Below are 21847 nucleotides of genomic sequence, written 5' to 3' on the forward strand. Positions count from 1 at the left end.
CGAGCCGGGCGGGCCGGATGACACCCCTCAGGGCTACCGGTTCAGCCAGCGCTGGATCCGGGCGAGCAGGTCGTCCGCGTCCACCGGCTTGGTCACGTAGTCGCTCGCCCCCGAGGCCAGGCTCTTCTCCTGGTCGCCCGGCATCGCCTTGGCCGTCACCGCGATGATGGGCAGGTCGGCGTACTGCGGCATCTTGCGGATGGCCGCCGTGGCCGCGTAGCCGTCCATCTCCGGCATCATCACGTCCATCAGGACGAGGTCGATCTCGGGGTGGGCGGTCAGGGTCTCGATGCCCTTGCGGCCGTTCTCCGCGTGCAGCACCTGGAGGCCGTGGATCTCCAGGATGCCGGTCAGCGCGAACAGGTTGCGGGCGTCGTCGTCCACGACCAGCACCGTGCGGCCGGCGAGCGTGTCGTCGATCTCCTGCGTGACCTGCCGGTGCACCTCCTCGGGCCGGACCAGCGGCAGCACGTCGTGCGGCCCCTCGGCCGACAGGTGCAGCGCGATGCGCTCGCGCAGCTCGTCCAGGCTGGAGAGCAGTTCGAGCGGCTGGGTGCCGGTGCGGGCCTGCAGGTTGGACTCCTGCCGGGGGTCGAGCCGCCAGTTGTTGTAGGCGAGCACGGGCACGCCCCGCAGCGCCGAGTCGCCGTCCATGTCCTCCAGGAAGCGCAGCGCCGCGCCGTCGGCCATGTCCAGCTCCAGCACGATGCAGTGGTACGCCTGGGCGGCGAGCGCCGTGGCGGCCTCCTGCACCCCGACGGCGGTGATGACCTCGACGGGGCCGCGCAGGTCGCCCCGGTCGCGGTTGTTGGCCAGGTCGGCCACCGCGCTCTCGGCCACCAGCGACAGCAGCCCGCGGTCGCGCTCCTCGATCACCAGCAGCCGCCGCTGCTGTTGCGGCTGCGGTGCCGGGACGGGCGGGGCGGCCGGTGCCGAGCCGGCCTCCAGCGCCTCGCGCGCGGGCCGCTCCTGCGCGGCCGAGCCCGCGGGCGGCTCGTCGAAGTCGGGGCGCGCCACCGGCAGGTAGAGGGTGAACACGCTGCCCTTGCCCGGCGCGCTCTGCGCGGTGATCGCGCCGCCGAGCAGGTAGGCGATCTCGCGGCTGATCGACAGGCCGAGCCCGGTGCCGCCGTACTTGCGGCTGGTGGTGCCGTCGGCCTGCTGGAACGCCCCGAAGATGGCCTCCAGGTGCTGCTCGGCGATGCCGATGCCGGTGTCCTTGATGCGGAAGGCGATGGCCGAGCCGTGCATCCGCACCGAAGCGGGCACCTCGGAGGTCGAGGCCGGCTCGATGTGCAGCTCCACGCTGCCCGTCTCGGTGAACTTCACCGCGTTGGACAGCAGGTTGCGCAGGATCTGGCGGAGCCGGGAGTCGTCGGTCAGCACGTCCACCGGGACCCCGGCGGCCGTGGTGACGACGAAGTCGAGGCTCTTCTGCGTCGTCATCGGGCGGAACGTGGCCTCGATGTCGTCGAGGAGCTGCCGCAGCGGCACCCGCTCGGGCGCGATGTCCATCTTGCCCGCCTCGACCTTGGACAGGTCGAGGATGTCGTTGATGAGCTGCAGCAGGTCGGAGCCGGCCGAGTGGATGATGCTCGCGTACTCGACCTGCTTCGGGGTGAGGTTGCGCGTGTGGTTCTGCGCGAGGAGCTGGGCCAGGATGAGCAGGCTGTTGAGCGGGGTGCGCAGCTCGTGGCTCATGTTGGCCAGGAACTCGCTCTTGTACTTCGAGGCCAGGGCGAGCTGCTGGGCGCGGGTCTCCAGCTCCTGCCGGGCCTGCTCGATCTCCAGGTTCTTGGTCTCGATGTCGCGGTTCTGGCTGGCCAGCAGCGCCGCCTTCTCCTCCAGCTCGGCGTTGGAGCGCTGGAGCTCCTCCTGCTGGTTCTGCAGCTCCTCCGAGCGGGCCTGCAGCTCGGCCGTGAGCCGCTGCGACTCGACCAGCAGCTCGTCGGTGCGGGCGTTGGCGATGATGGTGTTGACGTTGACGCCGATGGCCTCCATGAGCTGGTCCAGGAACGCCCGGTGGACCGCCGTGAACGCGTAGATGGAGCCCAGCTCGATGACGCCGAGCACCTGCTCCTCCACCACGATCGGCAGCACGATCACCGAGGTGGGCGCGGTCTCACCGAGCGCGGAGGACACCTTGACGTAGTCGGCCGGGACGCCGTCCATCGCGATCGTGCGGCGGGTGCGGGCGGCCTGGCCGACCAGCGACTCGCCCAGCCCGAACCGCTCGGGCCGCTGGGGGTCGGCCGGGTAGCCGTAGGCGTTGATGAGCTTGAGCACCGCGCCGCCCGGCGCCTCCTCGGCGAGGAAGAACGCGCCGTACTGCGCGGACACGAGCGGGGCCAGCTCGTTCATGACCAGCTCGGCCACGGCGCTGAGGTCGCGGTGGCCCTGCATGAGGCTGGAGATGCGGGCCAGGTTGGACTTGAGCCAGTCCTGCTCCTGGTTGGCCCGCGTGGTCTCGCGCAGCGAGCCCACCATCGAGTTGATGTTGTCCTTGAGGTCGGCCAGCTCGCCCTCGGCGTCGACCGTGATGGAGCGGGTCAGGTCGCCGGAGGTGACGGCGCTGGTGACCTCGGCGATGGCGCGCACCTGGCGGGTGAGGTTGCCGGCCAGCTCGTTGACGTTCTCGGTGAGCCGCTTCCACGTGCCCGAGACGCCCTCGACCTCGGCCTGGCCGCCCAGCCGGCCCTCGCTGCCCACCTCGCGGGCCACGCGGGTGACCTCGGCGGCGAACGAGGAGAGCTGGTCGACCATGGTGTTGATCGTGGTCTTGAGCTCCAGGATCTCGCCGCGGGCGTCCACGTCGATCTTCCTGGTGAGGTCGCCGCGGGCGACGGCCGTGGTGACCTGGGCGATGGAGCGGACCTGGTTGGTCAGGTTGTCGGCCATCGAGTTGACGTTGTCGGTGAGGTCCTTCCAGGTGCCGGCCACGTTGGGCACCCGGGCCTGGCCGCCGAGCTGTCCCTCGGTGCCGACCTCGCGGGCCACCCGCGTGACCTCGTCGGCGAACGCGGACAGCGTGTCGACCATCGTGTTGATCGTCTGGGCGAGCGCGGCGACCTCGCCCTTGGCCTCGACCGTGATCTTCTGCGACAGGTCGCCCTTGGCGACCGCGGTGGCCACCTGGGCGATGGAGCGCACCTGGCCGGTCAGGTTGGAGGCCATGAAGTTGACGTTGTCGGTGAGGTCCTTCCACGTGCCCGACACGCCGCGCACGGTGGCCTGGCCGCCGAGCTGTCCCTCGGTGCCGACCTCACGGGCGACGCGGGTGACCTCGTCGGCGAAGGCCGAGAGCTGGTCCACCATCGTGTTGATGGTCTCCTTCAGCTCCAGGATCTCGCCCCGGGCGTCCACCCGGATCTTCTGCGACAGGTCGCCCTTGGCGACCGCGGTGGTGACCTCGGCGATGGAGCGCACCTGGGCGGTGAGGTTGTCGGCCATGACATTGACCGACTCGGTCAGCGCCTTCCAGGTGCCCGACACGCCCTTCACGTCGGCCTGGCCGCCCAGCCGGCCGTCGGTGCCGACCTCGCGGGCGACGCGGGTGACCTCGTCGGCGAACGAGGAGAGCTGGTCGACCATCGTGTTCAGCGTGTTCTTCAGCTCCAGGATCTCGCCCCGGGCCGACACGGTGATCTTCTGGGAGAGGTCGCCGCGGGCCACGGCGGTGGCGACCTGCGAGATGTTGCGGACCTGGGCCGTGAGGTTGCCGGCCATGTAGTTCACCGAGTCGGTGAGGTCGCGCCACGTGCCCGCGACGCCCTTCACGTCGGCCTGGCCGCCGAGCTGTCCCTCGGTGCCGACCTCGCGGGCGACGCGGGTGACCTCGTCGGCGAACGAGGAGAGCTGGTCGACCATCGTGTTGACGGTGTTCTTCAGCTCCAGGATCTCGCCCCGGGCGTCCACGGTGATCTTCTGCGACAGGTCGCCCTTGGCGACGGCCGTGGTGACCTCGGCGATGGAGCGCACCTGGCTGGTGAGGTTGCCGGCCATGGCGTTGACCGACTCCGTCAGGTCCTTCCACGTGCCCGACACGCCGGGCACCTCGGCCTGGCCGCCCAGCCGCCCCTCGGTGCCGACCTCGCGGGCCACGCGGGTCACCTCGGAGGTGAACAGCGAGAGCTGGTCGACCATGCCGTTGAAGACCAGGGCGATCTCACCCAGCAGGCCACCGTCGTCGGTGGGCAGCCTGGTGCCGAAGTCGCCGTCGCGCACGGCGGTCAGCCCGGCCAGCAGCTGCCGGAGCTCAGGCTCCTGCGCCTTGCTCACACCCCGGCCGGGGCGTGCTTGCTGGCGGGAGCCGCCGGCCGTCGTCTCGCCCATCTCCACCCTCGTTCCGCTGAACCGCATGCGGGCGCATGCTCGAACATCATTATCGCCATATGGGGCATAACGGGCGGCCGGTCGCTTGGCCGCGCTGCGAATGTACCGGCAAGTAAACAGTCGTTTGGCACGGTCAGAAGAACCGTACCGGTGTGGTCAAGCCGCGTCATGCCGGACACCTGCCCGTGTGCTCGCCCGGCGGGCGGTACCGTTCCCACTCCTCCCGGCTCAGGCCCCGGGCCGCCAGCACGCACGCCCGCCGCGCCAGCGCCTCCGGCGCGAGCGGCCACTCCCGCAGCGTCCCCTGGAGGTCGGCGGCCAGCAGCGAGCCGCGCGTCGTGAACTGGAGCCCGCCCTGGAGGACGTCCATCAGGGGCTCGCCGAGCGGCTCCAGGGTCGCCGCGTCCCACAGCCGCAGCGGCTCGCCGCCCGCGAGCAGCGCGCCGTCGGGGCTGAACGCCAGGTCGCCCGACATGGTCCTGAGCGTCCGCCGCGTCCCGCAGGCGCGCAGGTCGAGGAGGCGCAGCACGCCGTCGTCGCCGGGCACCGCCAGCTCCCGCTCGCCCGGCGCGTACACGGGCTGCCCCGAGCCGGTGCTGGTGACCACGGCCCGCTGGTCGCAGCCGAGGACCCGGCGCCCGGTGGCCACCTCGCGCTCCGCGTACTGGCCGGGGGTCAGCGTCTCGGCCAGCCGGTCGCCCACCTGGTTCAGCGTCCACTGGACCTTCAGCCGGGTGCTGGTCAGCCCCTCCGGCTGGGCGTAGTCCGACAGGACGACCCGGCCCGTCTCCGCCAGCCCCGGTACGCGGCGCGCCACCACGGTCGTGCGACCGGTCGCCGGGTCCTCGTCCGCGATGCCCAGCACCCGCCCGTCACCGCTGAAGCGGGCCTCGCCGGTGGCGGGCAGCCGCCCCGCGATCCGGCCCTCGGCCATGCTCCACAGCAGATGCTCGCCGCCGGTCGTCACGAGGAGGTGGCGGCCGTCGGGGGAGAAGACGAAGCCGTCCAGGGTCTGCCCCGGCGGGAGGTCCAGCAGCTTGGCGTCACGGCCCGTGCGCAGGTCGCGCAGCGCCACGGAGGAGCCGGGCCCCGGGTGGGCGGCGCGCGTGCCGTCGGGAGCCGGGACGATCCGCGGCGGCGAGTCCGTCCCGGACGGGATCGTCGCCACCCGCGCCGGCCGCAGCGCCGTCTCGGTGTCCCAGACGACCGCCACGCCCCCGTTGCCCGCCGCGACCAGGCGGCGGCCGTCGTCGCCGAAGGCGAGCGCCTCCAGCCCGTCGAGGGCGCCGGGGAGCGGGTGGGGGCGCGGCCGCTCCTCGGTCAGGTCCCACAAGGTGACCTCGGCCGCCGACGTCCGGGAGGAGACGAGGGCCAGCAGGCGGCCGTCAGGGGAGGCAGCGGAGGCGTAGAGGGTGTCGAGGGACTGCTTGGCGCCGACGTCCCCGGTGGCGGTCGTGACGGCCGCCGCCTCGTCCCTGGCCCATCGCACGGCCGTCCGGTCGTCGGGGGAGAAGGCGACGCCGTCGGCCCGCGCCCGCGACAGGGTCGCGCCGGTACGGGCGTCCAGCAGGCTCAGGGCCCGCGCGCCCGAGCCGGCCGCCACTCCGGCGGCCAGCACGGTCCCCCTGGGGCTGAAGCGGAGGACGGGGCGCGGGTCCGGGAGGTCGGGCACGGGCATCCGCGCGGACAGGGCGGTGCGCCGCCCGTCGGACGCGCGGTAGGCGCCGATCCGGCCGTCGGCCGTCCACACGGCCACGATCGCGTCCTCCACGTCCTCGACGTCCTCGACGTCCTCCACGTCCTCGCGACCGGCTTCGGCTGTGCCGCCGCGCCCGCCGTCTCGGGGGCCCGCGCCGTCTCCGAGACTCGCCCGCTGGCTCAGGCCCGCGCCTTCGACGGAGGGCGCCCCTCTCCCGGAACCCACGCCTTCGACGAGGGAGGCGCCCCTTCCGGCGGGTGCGCCCGGAGTCGGAACCGGGCGGGCGGTCATGGCCACGATGCGTGACCCTTTCGACGGGCGGACGCTCCAGCGCGGCTCCCCGGTACGGGCGTCGAAGACGGACAGGCGGTCCGCGCCGCCCCCGGTGGCCAGCAGCACCAGCCGTCCGTCCGGGCTGAGCCCCGCGTTCTCGTACGGCCCGCGGTGCCGGAGCCGTACGGTGCGATCGGAGGTCATGTCCCACAGCACCGGGTACTCGGCGCGGTCCTTGCCGAACGCGTGCCGCCCGTCGGGGCCGATCCCGAACAGGGTGCCGGCCCGTTCACCGGCGGCCTCGCCGGTGAGCAGGTCGGCGAGCACGACCCGCCCGGCTCCCGCCTGCACCGCGACCCGCCGATGGTCGGCCGACACCGCCATGGGCCTGACGTCCTCGGAGGAGAACGCGGCGAGCGCCCGCGCGGAGCCCGTCGTCAGGTCCCACACCCGCACGTCGCCGTCCTGTCCCGCGGCGGCCAGGAACCGCCCGTCCGGGCCGAACGCGAGCTGCCGCACCTCGCTGATCTCCTCGGGTGGCCCGCGCAGCACCCGGGCGAACGGCCGGCCCTCGGTCCACACGTAGATCCGCCCGTCCAGCGGGGCGCCGGCCGAGCCGGCCTCGGCGTAGTGGGAGGCCGCGATCACGCGTCCGCCGGGGGCGACCGCGACCGTGCCCAGGGAGAACGGCACCGGATCGCCGGGCCGGATGCGCGGGAACGCGACGACGCCGCGCATCGCCTCGTGCGTCACCGACAGCAGGCTGCCGCGCGCCTGCGCGGTGTGGGCGGTGCGCCACGCCTCGGCGGCGAGGACCAGGGCCGCGTCCATCCGGCCGGCCCGCTCGGTCAGCGCGAGCGCGGCCAGCCGCCCCGACTCGGCCGCGAGGAACCGGCGGTTCGCCTCGTCGGCGTTGCGCGTGGCCACCACGGCCGCGGCCGAGGCGGACGCCGCCAGCACGGCCAGCGCCACGGCGACCGCGACGATCAGCCGCCGGGTCAGGCGGTGCTGCCGGACGTCCTCGCCGGTCAGGTCCTCCTTCGGCCGCCCGTGCAGGGGCGCGGCCAGCTCCGCCACCGCGTCGGCGAAGCGGGGGTCGCGCATGTCGAGCCCGTCGCGCGAACGCGCCCAGGTCAGGTTGACCCAGCGTGGCTCCTGGGGGAATGCGTCGCGCAGGACGGGCGGCAACGCGTTCGAGCGAGTCAGGTCGAAGCCGTCGCCGGCCCACTCCAGCGTGCCGTCGGTCAGTACGAGGAGCAGGTCGTCCACCGGATGGCCGGCCAGCCAGTGCTCGATCTCCCTCGACGGCCAGGGTGAGGCCGCCGCCTCCGGAGAGGCCAGCAGGATGAAGCACCGGGAGGAGTCGAGCGCCTCGCGGATCGACGGCCACAGCCCTGGGTTCGCCGACAGGCTCGCCTGATCAAGAAAAATCCGTAAAGCGCGCATTTTGTGCCAAGGGCGGATGAATCTATGCAGTTCATCGCGCAGCGCCTTGGCAGTGGGGGCGTCCTTGGTCCTACTGTACGAGATGAAGGCGTCGTAAACGATCGGCACTTTCGCCGGGAATGGGGAGAATTCGCTCGCCGGGATCACCTCTCCGGTCGTGCCGCTGCCCGTCGGGACGCCGATGCTTCACCGCCAAGCCTAACAATGGGCGACTCCGTTGAAGGCCCATCTCCGTTCTCGTACATTCAGGTGAGCCTTTTCCGGGATCTGGAGGTGGCCGTGCGGCACGCATTGTTCGCGAGATTCCCCCGGCTGCGCTCCTCGGCCGTCTCGGCGCCCGTGATCCCGCCCGAGCGCCGCGCCGCCCATCCCGAGCTGGCCCCCGATTTCGCGGTCCTGGACCGGGAGGTCGCCCCGGCGTTCGCCCGCTACGACGCCATCGCGCTGCGCGACCAGAACCGCTACCGCCGCCAGCAGATGCTCGTGCTGCTCGGCTCCGCGCTCATCACCGGGCTGGGCGGGCTCCAAGCGGTCCTTTCGGGCGAGCGGTGGCCCGCGATCCTGCTCGCCGTCGTGGGCGTCGCGCTGGCCACCAGCGCGCGGTACGCGGGGGAGAGCGAGACGTTGCGCAGCTACCTGGAGGCGCGGGGCAAGGCCGAGCGGCTGCGGGCGCTGCACTTCCGCTACCTGTCCATGACCGGGCCGTACGCCGGCCGCGACCGTGACATCGCGCTGCGCCGTGCCGTGCACGCCATCCACGCCGACAAGGAGCCGGAATGAGCGAGGGCGACAGGCCGGCGGAGGCGGCGGGCCGGGCGGTGTCGTCCTCCCGCGACGGGCCGCCGGCGGGCCAGGAGGTGTCCCTGCGCGGCGCTCCCGTGGAGGCGGGCGTCCGGGACGCGTCCTTCCGCGCCCTCTATCGGGAGCTGCGCATCGCCGACCAGCAGGCGTTCTACCATGCCCGCGCCGACGAGTACGCGGCCGCGCACCGGCAGGCGCTCATGGCGCGCAACCTGCTGCTGTTCCTGTCGGCGCTGGCCGGTGTCGTAGGGCAGTTCGCCGCCGGCATCGGGCGGGCCGCGTGCGGGGTGGCGGCGGCCGTGCTGGCGGCGCTGGCGGGCGCGGTGACGGGGTTCGAGGCGCTCATCGGATTCGCCCAGCTGGAGAAGCTGTACGGCGACGCCGCGCTCAACCTAGACGCGGCGGCCATCGACTGGGACGCGGCCGGGCCGGATGCCGACGTGACCGCCGAGGTGGACCGCATCGAGCTGATCTTCCGCACCGAGAACGGGCAGTGGGGGCAGCTCCTGGTGCAGAGGGAGGAGTCCGCCGCCGTGGCGGAGGAGCCGGCCGCGACCAGCCAACTCCCCGAACCCGAAAAATGACTTTGAAACGGCCTGTTTCCCGGATAAGTCGATACAGAGGGCTGGGGAGGCCGGTGGGTCATGATGGACCGGTGACACGCGCGCTCATCGTCAGCGGCCATCTCGTCGACCTGCCTGACCGCCGGCCACCGCGCTTCCCGCAGAGCGTGGCCGGCCGGGTCGCGGCCGAGATGGACGCCGTCTTCGAAGAGTGGGGGATCGGGCCGGGCACCACGGTCGTGTGCGGCGGGGCGCGCGGGGCCGACCTGATCGGCGCCGAGCTGGCGCTGCGGCGCGGTGCCCGGGTCGTCGTGTGTCTCGCCCTGCCGCCGGACGACTTCGTCCGGGAGTCGGTGGACATGCCCGGTCCCGCGGGGGCGGAGTGGCGGGAGCGTTTCGAGGCGGTGACGGCCCGGGCGGAGGTCCGGTTGCCTCCGCCGGACGCAGACGTGGACGCTCCGCCGGACGTGGACGCTCCGGACGTGGGCGCTGCGCCGGACGTGGGCGCTGCGCCGGGCGCGGAGGCGGGCGCGGGGGCGCGCTCGGCCGCGGCGCCAGGCGAGAAGGGGGAGGGTGCGCCGGGCGCCGGGGGTCGTGCGGAGGTGGACGCGCGGGTCTTCGCGCGGGCCAACGCGCGGATGGTGGAGACGGCCCGGGCGCTCGACCCCGGGCTCCGGGCCGTCGTCGTCTGGGACGGGCGCGCGGGTGACGGGCCGGGTGGCACGGGTGACCTGGTCGCCCGCCTCGGCTACGACCCGGCCGACCCCCGCCTGCGCGTCATCGACCCCACGACCCTGAGCCCGTGATCCCACGGGCATGTGACCTCAGGGGCCCTGACCTCACACGGCCTTGACCCCACAGGCTCGACGTCTGGAGAGGTCAGGGCCCGGAGAGGTCAGGGTTCGGAGAGGTCAGGGCTCGTGGTTCACCAGTTGGCGGGCGTGCCCGGGACGTTCGCCGGCAAGGCGTGCCCCGGCGGGTGGATGACGTACACGATGCCGCCGCTGCTGGAGCTGCGCTGCCAGACGTTCTCGAAGTCGGCCCGCGGGTAGACCCGGCGCACCGCGTCGTTGCTGGAGGAGGCGGGGTCGTTGGCGATCACGTCACCGGTGGCGGTGAAGCCGACGACCACCATGATGTGCCCGTTGGTCCCGTACCCGGCGCCCGGCAGTTCGCCCTTCTTGAACGACTGCGACGTGATCACCGGGATGCCCGCGGAGATGAACCGTTCCAGCTCGGTGAGCGACCGCAGCCGCGTCACGAACCCGTCCATGCCGTAGCGCCCCGCGTAGGCGGTGTTGAACGGCCAGTTGCCCGCGCCCTGGTAGGCGTGGTCGTAGCTGTACCGGGCGGCGTAGTCGACCTCGGGGTTCGGGTCGGACGGGTCCACCCAGGCGGTGTCCTCGGCGCTCGGCCACCTGTCCCAGTAGCCGAGGACCATCGTGGTCGAGGTGGGGCTGCACCAGGCCTGCCCGCCGCCGTCCCACTCTGGGTAGTGGCCCTCGTGGACGTTCTGGGAGCGGCGCGGCACGGGCAGCTCGACGCCCCACGCGCCGCCGGCCGGGCTGGCCGGCACGGTCTTGCGCTCCGGCACGTACGAGGCCATCGCGCCGAGCGTGCGCACCCGGGGCGTGACGCCGGAGCCGGGCGTCCGGTAGAGGGTGAGGCGGAGCTGGTAGGCCTCGATCTGCCGGTCGGCCGTGGCGACCAGCGTGTCGACGGAGACGGTGGCGTCGGCGTCGCCCTGGCCGGGCACCGACGTGCGGCGGATGGCGTCCTCGCCGTAGGCCCAGCGGCCCAGGACGTACCACTTGGTCAGCCCGGCGGAGTTGCGGGCGCGCGCCTCGACCTGCATCCAGCTCCCGGCCGGGATGTCGGCGGTCCAGGAGGCGATCAGCTCGGTGGCGGGGAAGCCGATCTGCTCCTCGGGACCGGTCCAGCGGGCGTACTCCCACGTCCTGGTGCCGAGCGCGTCGGTGTAGTCGGTGGTGCCGATCGCGGCGGCGAAGGTCAGCCCGTCACCGTTGCCCGCGGTTCCCTCGGGGGTGCCGGTGGAGAAGTCGGAGCGCCGGTAGGCGACGTCCGAGGTGCCGGTCGCCGGTTTGGCCCGGACCGCTCCAGCGGCTGGGGTGGTCAGAGTCGTGACCACCAGGACGGTGGAGACCAACATGGATAACGCGCGCATGAACCCACCTTGCTCGGACGCCGCTCGACGCGGCCGAGAGTAGACAGATCCGGCATGTCACCACATCGGGAAATCTACGTATGCCCAGCCAGAGCGGTGGGTGCCGACCGCCGTGTCAACAGGCTGTAAACGCCCCGTGACCCGCCTCGGGGTTCGTGAAAGGGGCACCTCGTGACCCGCTCCGAGGGGGCGCGAAGGGATTTGCCGGGATCGGTGGAGTAAGCGGTGTAGGCAATAGAAAGGGACCTCCGCATGACCGCTCCACCCGAGGTGGGCGATCCCCTGACCCAGGCAGCCGACGACGCCGACGCCATCGTCGCGTCGGTGCGGGAGCCGGAACGGTTCGCGATCCTCTACGACCGGTACTTCGAGGAGATCTACCGCTACCTCGCGGTGCGGGTCGGCCCCGAGGCCGCCGACGACATGGCCGCGGAGACGTTCCTGACCGCCTTCCGCAAGCGGCACACCTTCGACCCGGAGCGCGGAGCCGTACGGCCGTGGGTGTACGGCATCGCGACCAACCTCGTCGCGCTGCACCGCCGGGGGCTGTCGCGCATGCTCGCGGCCTTCCGCCGCGCGCCGCTCGCCGACGAGGTCGAGGCCGGGCTGGAGGACTGGGTGACCACCCGGGTCGACGCGGCGGGCGCGCGGGGGCCGCTCGCGGCGGCGCTGGCGGGTCTGTCCCGGGGCGACCGCGACGTGCTGCTGCTCGTCGCGCTGGCCGGCCTGACCTACGAGGAGGTGGCCGAGTCGCTGCGCATCCCGTACGGCACGGTCGCCTCCCGGCTCAGCCGGGCGCGCAGGAAGGTGCGGGCCGTCCTCGGCGACGTCAATCCCATGAACGGAGACTCAGATGGATGACCTGTCCGCCGTACGGGAGCGGTGTGCCGTGCCGGGGCCCTCGGCGGAGACGAAGGCACGCGGCCGGGCGCGGCTGTGGGCGCTGATCGAGGAGGAACGCGCCGGGTCCGTCGCCGGGCACCACGCCGCGCACCACACCGGGCACCACGCCGGGCGGCGGCCGATGCGGGCGGCGTTGTGGCCCGCGCTCGGGATGGGCCTGGCCGGCGCGGCGGCGGCCGTCACGCTGGTGCTCTCCTCGGCCGCTCCGCCGCCCGCCGCGCCGCCGGTTCGGCAGAGCGCCCAGCAGATCCTGCTGGCCGCCGCCACCTCGGCCGTCCGGCAGCCGGCCGACGGCGACTGGTGGGGCAACAAGCTCGTACGCGGCGTCCGGGTACGCGAGCCGGGTGGCCGCTACATCCTCCAGGTCACCGGGTCCGAGGAGACCTGGATCCCCGTGGCGAAGCAGGACTCGTACTGGCTCGTGCGGCGCTACCTGGGCGCCCGGCCGGCCACGCCGCGGGACCAGGAGGCGTGGCGGGCCGACGGCTCGCCCTCCGCCTGGACGTACGAGAAGACGACGACCGGCGCGGCGGTCCTGGTCGGCGCGGACCCCGACCGGCTGGAGGCGGCGCCCGGCCCGGCGGAGTCCACCGAGTCGGCGGACATCGACTGGCGGATCATGTTCGCTGGCAAGCCGCTGACCAGGATGGACGACCTCCCGACGGATCCGGCGCGGCTGCGCGCGCTTCTGGAGCCCAAGCCGGGCGCCACCGCCGCGCTGCTGGGCAACCTCACCAGCCTCATCGCGCACGTCCCGGTCTCGCCGGCGACCCGGGCCGCCGCCTACGAGCTGATGGCCTCGCTGCCGGGCGTCACCGCGCAAGGCGCGGTCACCGACCAGCTCGGCCGGACCGGCCAGGCGGTCGCCTACACGGGGCCCGACTTCCTGCGCTCCGACCGCCAGGTGCGGACACGGCTGATCGTGGACTCCGGGACCGGCGCCCCGCTGGCGGTGGAGACGCTCGCCCCGGACACGGGCGAGATCATCCGGTTCACCGCGGTCGAGTCGAGCGTCTGGACCGACCGGAGACCCGACCTGCCCAACCCCCATCCCCTCGACGACGAGAACTGAGGAACCTACATGCGCAAGCCCTTCGTGATCACCGTCGCCGCGTTCGCCCTGGCGGCCGCGGCGATCCCTGTCCTCGCCGCCGCGGCGCCTCCGGCCTCGGCCGTGATCTCGGCGGAGCCGCAGGGCAAGTACTGGCACGTCAAGAGCGTCTACACCGCGACGCATCCCCGCCAGGTGGGGACCAAGGAGAAGTACTGGGTCGTCAAGGAGCAGGTCTCCGAGCATTGGGCCGATCACGACGGCCGTATGTGGTCGTCCTACAGCGACCGGGCGCGGCCGAAGAGCGCCGCCGACCTGGCCGCGTGGAAGCGGGACGGCTCGCCACAGAAATGGACGTACCGCACCGAGGGCATGCTGGTGAAGCTCACCGCGAACCCGCACGAGACGCCGGTCAAGCCGATGAAGGGCAACGACTGGCTGATCGGCGAGCGGAAGCTGTCGTTCCAGGAGATCCAGAGCCTGCCGACCACGCCCGAGGGGCTGAGGAGCTGGCTCGTCGAGGCGTCCGCCGTGGGCGAGGACCCCGTGCTGCCCGAGAACTTCGACCTCTGGGTGAAGGACGCGTACACGAGCCTCCTCTACCGGCTGCCGGCGCCCAAGCCGGTCCGCGCCGCCGCGTACCAGGCGCTGTCGGCCCTGCCGGGCGTCAAGTCCGCCAAGCGGGCCGGGAACGTGGCGAAGCTGACGTACGGCTACGACACGTCGGGCTACGAGGTGAAGTTCGGGATCGTGGTGGACACCGGGTCCATGGCGGTGGTCGAGACGTCGGTCGACACGACCCGCGACGGCGAGCCGGTCAAGGCCAAGACGTCCGTCACGACGTACGAGGCCGGCTGGACCGACACGCTGGGGTCCTGACCTGAGCTCGTGGCGAGCGCGGACCTCTTCCCCGCGCTCGCCACCCCCTTCCGGTATCACCCGGAATCTGATGGATCACTACGCTTCCCCCGTGACCACCGAGAGTCCGGCGGCTCCTCCGGGCGCCGCCGCATGGGCGCGCAGGATCGCCTGGGGAGCGCTCGCGCTGTTCCTGGCCGCCTTCGCGATCTTCGAGAGCCAGAAGTACGGCCTGCCGACCACGCTCGCCATGCTGGTGTTCCTGGCGCTGCCCGACCTGGCCAGGTTCGCGGGGGTCCGTCCGCCGGGCCCGCTGTACGGGGCCGTCCACAGGGTGTGGATACCGCTCGCGATCCTCGTGGGCTACACCGTGGGGCAGGTCTCCTGGCCGCCGCTGTTCACGGCGGGGCTCGGGTGGCTCACCCGCATCGCCGTCGAACGCGCCCTGGGTCGCCGCCCGGCCTCCAGGCCCCGCTGACCCCGCTCGCCCTGGCGCCTCGCTGACCCCGCTCGCCCTCGCGCCCCGCTGACCCTGCTCGCCCTCGGGCCTCGCCGACCACGCTCCTCCTCGCGCCTACGCCTGCGGGACCTCCGGTACGGGCATCCGGTCCAGCAGGTCCGCGAGCAGGGCCGGGTCGATCCCGCCCGTGGCCGTCCGGGCGCCGTCCAGCACGGAGGCGGCGAGCGGATCCCCTGCCTCGGCGGCACGCCGCAGCCACTTCTCGGCCGTCCCGTCCTCCCGTCCGGCGCGGTGCGCCTTGGCCAGCCGGAACGCCGCCCCGGCGTGACCCCGCGCCGCCGCCAGCAGGAAGAAGAACATCGCGTAGCTGGGCCGGGGCGGTTCGGCCTCCTGGTAGCCGACGCCGTGGAGGTAGGCGTGCCCGGCGGCGCGCTCCTCGGGCCTGGGGTGGTTGAACAGTTCGGTGGCCTCGTGCCTGCCCGCGTCCCCGGCCCGGCGCAGCCAGTCGCGCGCCACGTCCGGGTGGTTCCTCAGCAGCGTGACCACGGCCAGCCGCATGCAGTCCCGGCCGTCGGCGGGGTCGCTCTCGCGCAGCAGGCGCAGCCCGGTCCTGCCGTAGATCCGCAGCAGTTCCCGCTCCTCCTCGGACACCGGCTCGCAGGGCTCCGCCCCTACGTCGGGCACGGGCTCCGGCCGTCCGACGCGTACGAGCCGTCCGGGGGCGTCGTGCGGTCCGTGTGGCGCGGGGTGCTCCGCCGGGTCGCCGGGGGCGGTCCTGCGGGACCGCCACGGCAGCACGCCGGAACCCGGGTCGGCGGGCTCGGCGCCGACCGCCGGCGCGAGCCCGGCGACGGGCCGCGGCGGGTAGTCGGGGGCCGGGTGGGGTGGCGGCGCCAGGACGGCGGCGGGCGGTGCGACGGCCAGCGCCGTGGCCCCGCTGAGCGCGGGGACGGGGGTGAGCGCGGTGGCGGCGTCGTGCGCGGCCCGCCAGCACCCGTACCACGCCTGGATGTCGCCCATGTCGCCCACGTCCAGGCCGCCCTGCTCGGCGGCCATGGCGCAGGTCGTGACGAACGAGTGGACGAACGTCCACTTCGGCACCCGCTTCCGTTTGCCGGTCAGGACGTCGGAGACGGTGCTCTTCCTCAGCTCCATGCATGCCTTGTTGGAGCGTGACAACCGGCACAGCTCGGACAGCGCCGGGGACCCGGCCAGCGCGTGGAGTTCGTTGAGCCGCATGACGAAGGGGTGCGGGGGCCCGTCGTGAGGTAGTTCAGCCATCGTCCCAGCCGGAAAATGAGTGATCTTTGATAAACGGCGAATAACTGAAGTCATCCTGGCACCAATAGGCGCACAAGCACGGCGAGATCCGATATTTCCCATCGTCCGGGATCAACCGGCGACCGCACCGCCTCAGACTTCCCGCGCCGCCGTCCCGCCGCGTGCGCATTCGGCCGCATCCGTCGATAGAAGAACTATTTCGGACGATCCCGGACGAGTCCGTACGCGTCCGGACGAGCCCGTACGAGTTTGGGGCGGTTTCGACGACACACGTCACTGCATCAACACGCTTATCCGGATATAGCGCTATCTGCTCCGGAGTTGTCCGGAGGTGTTTGCATCGGTGGCACCCGAGCCAGTCGCCTCGGCAGTGTTGACCGTGTCCCGACCGCCGACGATGGAGAAGCTCATGCCGTGCGCCGCCGCCGCTCCGCACATCTTCCTGCGCGTCACCGGCGACCGGCGGCCGGGTCGTCCCCCGGGGCCGTGGGCCCACGACGACGACCAGCTCCTCATCCTCCTGGTGACGACGTGGGCGCTGGCCACGGGCCGCACGCCGCCCGGCCGCCCCGCCGACCGGCTGACCCCCGAGGAGCTGATCGAGTTCTGGGCCGACGAGCAGACCGCGTCCGGCGACCTGCCGTCTCCGGGGCGACGCCGACCCACCTGTTGAAAGGATCTCCGATGGGCATTCTGCACTGTCACCTCCCGGCGCTGCCCGCGCCCGGCTCGCGGGCCGCCGTGATCGTCGTCGTCGTCATCGTCTCGGGGGCGGCGGTCCTGCTCCTGCGCGCCGGCGTCGGCGTCGAGGGCGCGATGGGCCTCCTGGCGGCGATCACGGCGTGCGTCGCGGGTGTCGCCCGCCACCTGCATCCCCGTACGGCGGGAACGGACACCCCGCCCGCCGCCTGACCACCCAGCCCACCCCTGACCGCCCCGCCCCATCCCGCCCCGTTCCGTCGCGCAAGACGGAAATCCGCTGGCCCGGAGGGTGGCGGGGCGGTCATCATGGCCCGCATGCCGATCCGCGCCGCGCTCCCCGGCGACCTGCCCGCGCTGCTCGCCATGGCCGTCGACTTCTACGCCGAGGACGGCTTCACCACCTCGCGCGACGACCTGCGCGCCAACCTCACCCACCTCCTCGCCTCACCGGCCGCCCGCGTCGCGGTGAGCGAGCAGGACGGCCGGGCCGTCGCCTTCGCGATCACCACGACGTCGTTCGGGCTGGAGTCCGGGCCGCTGGCCGAGCTGGAGGACCTGTACGTCGTCCCGGGCGCGCGCCGGCGCGGCGAGGCGGAGCGGCTCATCGAGGACAGCCTCCGCTGGGCCGCCGAGAGGGGATGCACGGCGGTCGAGCTCGTCGTCGCGCCCAACGGCCACGACGTGAGCCACCTGTTCGCCTACTACGGCAGGCGCGGTTTCCGCGACGAGGGCCGCCGCCTGCTCACGCACCCGCTGTAGCGGCGGTCAGAGGCCGGACCGGCGCCGGCCCGCGCTTGATCTCCGTTCACCCGTCCGGCAGGCTGTCCCGCGGGAGACGGGGGGCTGACGGCGATGGACTTCGCGACGGTGGCGCGGGTGGTCATCGGCGTCTTCACGGTCGTCCACATGGCGGCCGGCGTCTACATGTCGCTCACCGGGCGGACGCCGCCCCTGCTCAGCCGCCGGCCGGCCGGTCGCGTCCGGCCTCGCGTCTGGGGGCACCTGCTGGCGGCGGTCTTCGGCGTCATCGCGCTCAGCATGCCGGCCGTGAGCGACTCGGGCGTGGTCATGGCGCTGTCCCTGCTGGGGTTCGCCTGCGTCGTGGCCGCCCCCTACCTCTTCATGATCTCGGCGCGGCCGCCGAAGCGGACTCCCTGACCTGGTCCGCGGACCTCCGGAACGCACCCAGGTCGAGCAGGCCGGCGTCGAGCACCGCGCGGCCGAAGGGGCGGGCCAGCTCGGCCAGCCGCTCGCACCCCTGCTCGCCCAGGGCGCCGTACGCGGGCAGCGCCAGAGCGTCGGTGCGCTCCTCGATGTGCCGGCGCAGGGCCGCGCCGTCGGCGCTGAGCGTGTCGTCCGCGTCGAGCAGGCCGCGCCCGCGCAGGCGGTCCACGGCGGCGGCCCACTCCTCCTCCGGCCACGCGCGGCTGACCCGCAGGACGGCGGAGGGCACCTCGCCGCTCGCCCCGTGCAGCACCAGGGCCTCCAGGCCGCCGACGCCCTCGGTGAGCAGCGCCGCGATGTGGCCGTCCCCGCGGAACTCGCGCAGCAGCGTCTGGGCGTGCCACAGCTCGCGGATCGGCTCCTCCGGCCACGGCAGGGCGGCGTGGGCGGCGAACAGCGGACGGCCCTCCAGGTGCTCGCACGCCGCGAGGGCGGCCCGGCGCGCGAGCCCGGCGATCTCCTCCAGCCGGGGGAGCTCGTGGACGCCCGCCCGGCGAAGCGCCTCGGCGGCGGCGTCGGACCGTGCGGTCAGCATGTCCTCGGGGGTGACGACGTCCCAGGCGGCCGGGAGCGCTCGCCGTACGAGATCGGGGCAGAAGTTGTAGAACGTCGCGATGACCTGCTCGGCCGAGGCGCGTCCCAGCGCGGCGCCACGGGAGGCGAAGTACCCGGCGCGGCCCTCGAGTCCCAGCGCGGCGTACCGGCGGGTCGCCTCGGGGACGAAGTAGATCATGCCGTGGAGGGGCTCCAGCCGCCGCCACGCCTGCCGTGCAGCCTTCATGCGCTCTGCCCTCCGGGTGGACCGACCAGTCGGTATGTAGAATCTAGTTCGGTATGCGAGCCCGAGTCAATGATCGCTCAGCTAAGCCGACAAACTGGACATAAGGCCATAAAACGGAACTCTGGAGGCGCGTCATGCCGGTGACCAGCCGTGAGGTCCACCTGATCGCCCGTCCCGTCGGCGAGCCGAAGCCGGCCGACTTCGAGCTGGTCGAGTCGACGCTGCCCGACCCTGAAGAGGGGCAGATCCTCGTGCGCAACGACTGGCTGTCCGTCGATCCCTACATGCGCGGCCGGATGAACGACGTCAAGTCCTACGTCCCGCCGTTCCGGCTCGGCGCGCCCATGGACGGCGGCGCGGTCGGCACCGTCATCGCCTCCAACGCCCCGGACGTGCCGGTCGGCGCGACCGTGCTGCACTCCCGCGGCTGGCGCGACCACGCGCTCCTCGACGCCTCCCACGCGCGGGTCGTGGACACCGCGATCGCCCCGGCGCGGACCTATCTCAGCGCGCTCGGCATGGTCGGGCTCACCGCCTACGCCGGGCTCAAGGAGGTCGCGCCGGTCAAGGAGGGCGACGTCGTGTTCGTCTCGGGCGCGGCCGGAGCCGTCGGCATCGTCGCCGGGCGGGTGGCCCGCCACCTCGGCGCGTCCAAGGTCATCGGCTCCGCCGGCGGCCCGGAGAAGACCCGGCGCCTGGTGGAGGAGTTCGGCTACGACGCCGCGATCGACTACCGCGCCGGAGACCTGGGCGGTCAGCTCGCGGCCGTCGCGCCCGACGGCATCGACGTCTACTTCGACAACGTCGGCGGCGACCACCTGCAGGCGGCGCTCGACGCGCTGAACACCTTCGGGCGGGTGGCGCTCTGCGGCGCCATCTCCCAGTACAACGCCACCGAGCCCGTTCCCGGCCCCATCAACCTCTTCCTGGCCGTCGGCAAGCGGCTGACGCTGCGCGGCTTCATCGTCGGCGACCACCAGCACCTGGCCGGCGAGTACGCCCGGCTCGCCGCCTCCTGGCTCCGCGAGGGGACCCTGCGCAGCCAGGAGACCGTCGTGGACGGCCTCGACAACGCCGTCGACGCCTTCCTCGGCCTCCTGCGCGGTGCGAACACCGGCAAGATGCTCATCCGCCTCACCCCCGCGGGGGAGTCCGGCGGGTGACCGGCCGACCGGGCCGGACGGGCGCCTGAACGTCAACCGGACGGGCGCCTGAACGTCAAGTCGTGTGGCAGACCGTGCCGTTCAGGGTGAAGACCGGCGGCAGGATGTTCGGACCCGTGTACCCGGCCACGAACCCCGCGCTCACGCTCCCCCCGCGCGCCGCGAGCCGGCCGTTGGAGTCGAGGCTGGTGGCCTTGACCGTGCGGCCGTCCTGCTCCCAGGTCGCGCTCCAGCCGCCGTTCATCCGCTGCCACGCCGTCGGCCAGTCGAACGTGAGCGTCCAGCCGTCGATCGGCTCCGGACCGTTGTTGGTGATGTCCACGCCCGCGACGTAGCCGTTGCCCCAGTCGTTGTCGTCGGTGAACCTGACCGTGCACGTGCTCGTGGCCGGGCTGCCGGTGGTGAACGTGAGCGGCGGCGAGGGCGGACCGACCTTGCCCGCCGTGTCGCGGGCCAGCACGTTGAGCGTGTAGCGGGTGCCCGGGGTCAGGTTCGCGACGGTGAACGACGTGCCGGTCGTCTCGCCCAGCTGCTCGTCGGTCGCGCCGTTCTGCCGGTGCAGCTCGTACTTGGCGACGGGATGCCCGCCCGCGGCGGCGGCCGGCCAGGAGACGGTGGCCGTGCGGTCGGTGACGGCGGACACGGTGGGCGCGCCGGGCGCGCCCGGCGCCCCGGTGACCTGGCTCGCCGGGTGCAGCACGAGCGTGGTCAGCGAGTACGGCGGCAGCGTCCGGCTCGTCGCCGTGCCCGTCTGCGCGGTGGTGAGGCCGGTGCCGCCGTTGACGTACGTGTGGACGGTCGGCGCGGCGGCGGCCGGGGTGTAACCGGTGTACGCGATGGCGACCGTGCGCGCCGCGTCCGGGTCCTTGTTGACCAGCAGCACGGCCAGGTCGCCATCGGGGCGGCGCGCGGCGTGCGCGGTGACCAGCGGGTCGTCCGTGCCGGCCCGGACGAACCGGTCGCCGGGCCGGGCGAAGGCGTTCATCATGGTCAGGCCGTGGTACGGCGCGAACGGCGTGTTCAGCGGCGGCTCGCAGGCCGTGCCGTCGGCCAGGCAGGTGCCGCTCGACAGCAGGCCGAAGTCGCCGTAGTCGGTCTGGCCCGCCACCGTCGAGACCGTGCCGATGCCGTTGTGCACGTTCCACCACTGGACCGTGAAGACGCCGCTCTCCAGCAGCCCGCTGTAGGCGTCGGCGAGGAACAGCGCCCCCGGCTGGGTGTTCGGGCCGACGCCCACGTTCGTCTCGGTCAGGCTGATGCCGATGCGGCCCGCGTCCGCCGGGGCGTACCGGGCGATCTGCTCCCGCGCCAGGTGCACCGCGTCCGTGATCTGCTCCGTCCTGGCCAGCGACTCGGCGGCGGTGCTGCCGCCCGGGTACCAGTGCAGGTCCACGAAGTCGATCTTCGATCCGGCGACGGTCAGCACGGTCCGGTTCCACGTGGCGGGGTCACCGCCGGCCACGATCCCGTCCGGCCAGTTGCCCGGCATGGTGAGCACCGCGCCGACCTTGATCGTGGGGTCCACGGCCTTCATCGCGTCGGCGAACGCCACCACGCCGTTGGCGTAGGCCGTGGGGCTCTTGTCCGGATGGTTGTCGGCCTCCCATTCCGAGCCGTAGTGGCCGTTGCCGTAGTTCTCGTTGCCGACGGTCCAGTACGTGGCACCGTACTTCTTGGTGACGTTCGCGTACCGCACCCAGTCGGCCGCCTCCTCCGGGGTGCCGGTGCCGTAGTTGGCGATGATCATGGGTTGGGCTCCGGTCCGCTGGGCGGCGGCCATGAACGTGTCGAAGTCGGTGCCCGGGGCGACGTAGCCGCCCGGCGCGGTGTGGGTCTTCCAGTGGTAGATGTCGCCGTACGAGCCGCCCGGGTACCGGAGCATCCGCACGCCCGCGCTCTTCAGCAGGTCGGACACCGCGGTGGTGCCCAGCTCCTTGTCCCAGATCGCGTCGTTGATGCCCAGCCCGGTCTCGGGCATGGTGGCGAGGCCGGCGTTGGCGTTCACGGTGATCTTCACCGGCGCGTCGGCCCCGCTCGCCGCGGACGTGCCCGGACCGGCGAGGACGAGTGCGCCCAGGAGCGCCGCCGAGACGGTGGCGGCGCGGAGTCGGTGAGTCCGCATGGA

At 73.1% G+C, this 21847-nt stretch carries 18 protein-coding genes; 12 read left to right on the forward strand and 6 right to left on the reverse strand.

The window, feature by feature from the left end; translation table 11 throughout:
- Positions 1-33: 33 nt before the first annotated feature.
- Both HT134_RS27525 and HT134_RS27530 read right to left on the reverse strand, forming a co-directional pair.
- Positions 34-4359, reverse strand: a complete 4326-nt coding sequence (locus HT134_RS27525; RefSeq protein ID WP_246365528.1) for a HAMP domain-containing hybrid sensor histidine kinase/response regulator — start codon at positions 4357-4359, stop codon at positions 34-36.
- Positions 4360-4498: 139 nt separating this feature from the next.
- A complete protein-coding gene (locus tag HT134_RS27530; RefSeq protein ID WP_175603351.1) occupies positions 4499-7897 on the reverse strand; it encodes a toll/interleukin-1 receptor domain-containing protein in 3399 nt (1132 codons plus the stop codon).
- 102 nt (positions 7898-7999) lie between these two features.
- Between HT134_RS27530 and HT134_RS47140 the strand changes: the two genes are divergently transcribed.
- The 3 genes from HT134_RS47140 to HT134_RS27545 all read left to right on the forward strand — a co-directional run bounded on the left by HT134_RS47140 (position 8000) and on the right by HT134_RS27545 (position 9920).
- The gene (locus HT134_RS47140) at positions 8000-8530 is read left to right on the forward strand and encodes a DUF4231 domain-containing protein (RefSeq protein ID WP_175603352.1); all 531 of its coding nucleotides are present in this window, start codon (positions 8000-8002) and stop codon (positions 8528-8530) included.
- A complete protein-coding gene (locus HT134_RS27540; RefSeq protein ID WP_175603353.1) occupies positions 8527-9135 on the forward strand; it encodes an SLATT domain-containing protein in 609 nt (202 codons plus the stop codon). The genes HT134_RS47140 and HT134_RS27540 overlap by 4 nt, the downstream gene beginning before the upstream one ends.
- A gap of 71 nt (positions 9136-9206) precedes the next feature.
- Positions 9207-9920, forward strand: a complete 714-nt coding sequence (locus tag HT134_RS27545; RefSeq protein ID WP_175603354.1) for a hypothetical protein — start codon at positions 9207-9209, stop codon at positions 9918-9920.
- A gap of 119 nt (positions 9921-10039) precedes the next feature.
- Here HT134_RS27545 and HT134_RS27550 read toward each other — a convergent pair whose 3' ends face one another.
- Complete coding sequence (locus HT134_RS27550; protein WP_175603355.1) at positions 10040-11299, reverse strand: C39 family peptidase; 1260 nt, start codon at positions 11297-11299, stop codon at positions 10040-10042.
- Between the two features lie 252 nt (positions 11300-11551).
- Here HT134_RS27550 and HT134_RS27555 point away from each other — a divergent pair, with 252 nt between their 5' ends.
- The 4 genes from HT134_RS27555 (at position 11552) to HT134_RS27570 (ending at position 14589) form a co-directional block, all read left to right on the forward strand.
- Positions 11552-12160 carry an RNA polymerase sigma factor gene (locus HT134_RS27555; RefSeq protein WP_175603356.1) on the forward strand — a complete coding sequence of 203 codons (609 nt, stop codon included), beginning with the start codon at positions 11552-11554 and terminating at the stop codon, positions 12158-12160.
- Positions 12153-13274 carry a CU044_5270 family protein gene (locus HT134_RS27560; protein ID WP_175603357.1) on the forward strand — a complete coding sequence of 374 codons (1122 nt, stop codon included), beginning with the start codon at positions 12153-12155 and terminating at the stop codon, positions 13272-13274. The genes HT134_RS27555 and HT134_RS27560 overlap by 8 nt, the downstream gene beginning before the upstream one ends.
- A gap of 9 nt (positions 13275-13283) precedes the next feature.
- Positions 13284-14132: a hypothetical protein gene (locus HT134_RS27565; protein ID WP_175603358.1), complete on the forward strand. Its 849-nt coding sequence runs from the start codon at positions 13284-13286 to the stop codon at positions 14130-14132.
- A gap of 91 nt (positions 14133-14223) precedes the next feature.
- Positions 14224-14589 (forward strand): DUF4260 domain-containing protein, encoded by a 366-nt coding sequence (locus tag HT134_RS27570; RefSeq protein ID WP_175603359.1) that lies wholly within the window; start codon positions 14224-14226, stop codon positions 14587-14589.
- A 96-nt stretch (positions 14590-14685) separates the two neighbouring features.
- Here HT134_RS27570 and HT134_RS27575 read toward each other — a convergent pair whose 3' ends face one another.
- Positions 14686-15852 carry an SEL1-like repeat protein gene (locus HT134_RS27575; RefSeq protein WP_175603360.1) on the reverse strand — a complete coding sequence of 389 codons (1167 nt, stop codon included), beginning with the start codon at positions 15850-15852 and terminating at the stop codon, positions 14686-14688.
- Between the two features lie 379 nt (positions 15853-16231).
- Between HT134_RS27575 and HT134_RS27580 the strand changes: the two genes are divergently transcribed.
- From HT134_RS27580 to HT134_RS27595, 4 genes are all read left to right on the forward strand, one after another.
- Positions 16232-16525: a hypothetical protein gene (locus tag HT134_RS27580; protein ID WP_175603361.1), complete on the forward strand. Its 294-nt coding sequence runs from the start codon at positions 16232-16234 to the stop codon at positions 16523-16525.
- An 11-nt stretch (positions 16526-16536) separates the two neighbouring features.
- Positions 16537-16764 carry a hypothetical protein gene (locus HT134_RS27585; RefSeq protein ID WP_175603362.1) on the forward strand — a complete coding sequence of 76 codons (228 nt, stop codon included), beginning with the start codon at positions 16537-16539 and terminating at the stop codon, positions 16762-16764.
- A gap of 105 nt (positions 16765-16869) precedes the next feature.
- The gene (locus tag HT134_RS27590; protein WP_175603363.1) at positions 16870-17313 is read left to right on the forward strand and encodes a GNAT family N-acetyltransferase; all 444 of its coding nucleotides are present in this window, start codon (positions 16870-16872) and stop codon (positions 17311-17313) included.
- Between the two features lie 93 nt (positions 17314-17406).
- On the forward strand, positions 17407-17712 hold the full coding sequence (locus tag HT134_RS27595; protein WP_175603364.1) for a hypothetical protein: 306 nt from the start codon (positions 17407-17409) through the stop codon (positions 17710-17712).
- Here the strand turns inward: HT134_RS27595 and HT134_RS27600 are convergent.
- Positions 17675-18559, reverse strand: a complete 885-nt coding sequence (locus HT134_RS27600; RefSeq protein ID WP_175603365.1) for an SCO6745 family protein — start codon at positions 18557-18559, stop codon at positions 17675-17677. The two genes, HT134_RS27595 and HT134_RS27600, sit on opposite strands and share 38 nt — an antisense overlap.
- Positions 18560-18693: 134 nt before the next feature.
- Between HT134_RS27600 and HT134_RS27605 the strand changes: the two genes are divergently transcribed.
- A complete protein-coding gene (locus tag HT134_RS27605; protein ID WP_175603366.1) occupies positions 18694-19722 on the forward strand; it encodes an NADP-dependent oxidoreductase in 1029 nt (342 codons plus the stop codon).
- 55 nt (positions 19723-19777) lie between these two features.
- Here HT134_RS27605 and HT134_RS27610 read toward each other — a convergent pair whose 3' ends face one another.
- A complete protein-coding gene (locus HT134_RS27610; RefSeq protein ID WP_175603367.1) occupies positions 19778-21844 on the reverse strand; it encodes a cellulose binding domain-containing protein in 2067 nt (688 codons plus the stop codon).
- Positions 21845-21847 lie beyond the last annotated feature (3 nt).

It is taken from the genome of Nonomuraea rhodomycinica (genome assembly GCF_013363995.1).
Classification (GTDB): Bacteria; Actinomycetota; Actinomycetes; order Streptosporangiales; family Streptosporangiaceae; genus Nonomuraea; species Nonomuraea rhodomycinica.

What these genes read in the sequence shown, in the direction of transcription:
- HT134_RS27525 (WP_246365528.1), bottom strand. Translation starts at nt 4,359, where the DNA reads ATGCGGTTCAGCGGAACGAGGGTGGAGATGGGCGAGACGACGGCCGGC.
- HT134_RS27540 (WP_175603353.1), top strand. Translation starts at nt 8,527, where the DNA reads ATGAGCGAGGGCGACAGGCCGGCGGAGGCGGCGGGCCGGGCGGTGTCG.
- HT134_RS27550 (WP_175603355.1), bottom strand. Translation starts at nt 11,299, where the DNA reads ATGCGCGCGTTATCCATGTTGGTCTCCACCGTCCTGGTGGTCACGACT.
- HT134_RS27555 (WP_175603356.1), top strand. Translation starts at nt 11,552, where the DNA reads ATGACCGCTCCACCCGAGGTGGGCGATCCCCTGACCCAGGCAGCCGAC.
- HT134_RS27560 (WP_175603357.1), top strand. Translation starts at nt 12,153, where the DNA reads ATGGATGACCTGTCCGCCGTACGGGAGCGGTGTGCCGTGCCGGGGCCC.
- HT134_RS27565 (WP_175603358.1), top strand. Translation starts at nt 13,284, where the DNA reads ATGCGCAAGCCCTTCGTGATCACCGTCGCCGCGTTCGCCCTGGCGGCC.
- HT134_RS27575 (WP_175603360.1), bottom strand. Translation starts at nt 15,852, where the DNA reads ATGGCTGAACTACCTCACGACGGGCCCCCGCACCCCTTCGTCATGCGG.
- HT134_RS27585 (WP_175603362.1), top strand. Translation starts at nt 16,537, where the DNA reads ATGGGCATTCTGCACTGTCACCTCCCGGCGCTGCCCGCGCCCGGCTCG.
- HT134_RS27590 (WP_175603363.1), top strand. Translation starts at nt 16,870, where the DNA reads ATGCCGATCCGCGCCGCGCTCCCCGGCGACCTGCCCGCGCTGCTCGCC.
- HT134_RS27595 (WP_175603364.1), top strand. Translation starts at nt 17,407, where the DNA reads ATGGACTTCGCGACGGTGGCGCGGGTGGTCATCGGCGTCTTCACGGTC.
- HT134_RS27600 (WP_175603365.1), bottom strand. Translation starts at nt 18,559, where the DNA reads ATGAAGGCTGCACGGCAGGCGTGGCGGCGGCTGGAGCCCCTCCACGGC.
- HT134_RS27605 (WP_175603366.1), top strand. Translation starts at nt 18,694, where the DNA reads ATGCCGGTGACCAGCCGTGAGGTCCACCTGATCGCCCGTCCCGTCGGC.
- HT134_RS27610 (WP_175603367.1), bottom strand. Translation starts at nt 21,844, where the DNA reads ATGCGGACTCACCGACTCCGCGCCGCCACCGTCTCGGCGGCGCTCCTG.